Origin of the sequence: Cereibacter changlensis JA139 (genome assembly GCF_003034985.1) — a bacterium.
GTDB classification, from domain to species: Bacteria; Pseudomonadota; Alphaproteobacteria; order Rhodobacterales; family Rhodobacteraceae; genus Cereibacter; species Cereibacter changlensis.
The window spans coordinates 1-1,334 of the sequence record NZ_PZKG01000341.1 but is presented as its reverse complement, the minus strand read 5'-3'; the positions used below and the strand labels follow the sequence as shown (position 1 = coordinate 1,334).

Below are 1,334 nucleotides of genomic sequence, written 5' to 3'. Positions count from 1 at the left end.
GCTGCGCCCCGGCATGCAGAGCGCTTCGGACTGGAGCGCGACCACGGTGATCGCCACGCTTTCCGGCCTCGTCAGCGCCAATGACTACGGCGACCTGAAGCCCGGGACCGGCTCGACGCTGAAGCTCACCATGGACGTGCGCGCCTACAAGCTGGAGGTCGATGGCGAGGCCGTGCTGGAGATCGACCTCGTCAACGCCATCCGCCGGATCGGCGGCACCGACCAGCTCGCCGAGATGCGCCGCGCCATGGGCTTCTGAGCCCCGTTCACCGTTACCCATCCCCGCTTCGGCGGTCCCATCATCTGGCCGGAGGCGCGCCCGCCGCCGACCGTTTAAAGAGGCCTTTGAACATGCCTAAAACCACCCTGATCTCGCCCGTCAAACGCGCCGCCGGCGACGTGACCACCGTCGCCGTCCGCAAGCCCGATGTCGGGGCCCTGCGCGGGCTGAAGCTGACCGACGTGCTGCAGATGGACGTCAACGCCATCAGCCGGCTCCTGCCGCGCATCACCGAGCCGTCGCTGCTGCCCGACGAGGTCGCCGAGCTCGACCCCGCCGACTTCCTGTCTCTCGCCGCCGAGGTCGTCGGTTTTTTCGTGACGGCGGAGATGAAGGCGGAGGCCGAGGCGGAGCTGCGGCTGCAGTAGCGCAAACCACGGCAGGCGGGGCGTCTCTCGATCTGCCCGACGACATCGAGGAGGCGATGGCCGACATCGCCATCGTCTTCCACTGGCCGCCCGCCGCGATGGATCCGATGTGTCTCGAAGAGCTGGCGCGCTGGTGGGCAAAGGCCCGCGCCCGCGCCGCCCCGGAGGAGAGCGATGGCTGATCTCAACGTGCAGCTGATCCTGCGGCTGGTGGACCGCGCCACCGCCCCGGCCCGCGCCGCGCTCCGCGGCATCGAGCGGATCGGCGGCGAGGGGCTGCTGCGCCAGGCCGCCATGGTCGGGCGCGGGACGGAACGCATGGCCGCGGGCTTCGGCCAGGTCACCCGCTCCGCCCTCACCGGAGCCGCCGTCATCACCGGCCTCGCCGGATCGGTCGCCGCCCTCGGCGCGAGCTTCATCGCGCCGGCCGCCCAGTTCGAGCAGTTCCGCGTCCAGCTCACCAACCTCGAAGGCTCCGCCGAAGGGGCCGAGCGGGCGATGACCTGGATCGAGGACTTCGCCGTCCGCACCCCGCTGGAGCTCGAAGACACGGTCGCGGCCTACGCCCGGCTGAAGGCGTTCGGGCTCGACCCGACCAAGGGGGCGCTGCAGGCGCTGACCGACACCATGGCGGCGACGGGGGGCGGCTCGGAGCAGCTCGACGGGCTGGTGCTGGCGCTCGGGCA

General features: G+C 71.3%; 4 protein-coding genes. All 4 read left to right on the top strand.

Annotation, left to right across the window (positions count from 1 at the left end):
* Nucleotides 1–259 (top strand): phage major tail tube protein (locus C5F48_RS23890; RefSeq protein WP_181247776.1); only part of this gene is annotated, 259 nt, incomplete at its 5' end.
* Between the two features lie 92 nt (nucleotides 260–351).
* Nucleotides 352–648, top strand: a complete 297-nt coding sequence (locus C5F48_RS23885; protein ID WP_107666138.1) for a phage tail assembly protein — start codon at nucleotides 352–354, stop codon at nucleotides 646–648.
* A 56-nt stretch (nucleotides 649–704) separates the two neighbouring features.
* A complete protein-coding gene (locus tag C5F48_RS23880; protein ID WP_107666136.1) occupies nucleotides 705–830 on the top strand; it encodes a GpE family phage tail protein in 126 nt (41 codons plus the stop codon).
* The coding region (locus C5F48_RS23875; RefSeq protein WP_258186578.1) for a tape measure protein at nucleotides 823–1,334 on the top strand (512 nt) is incomplete at its 3' end. The genes C5F48_RS23880 and C5F48_RS23875, both read left to right, overlap by 8 nt.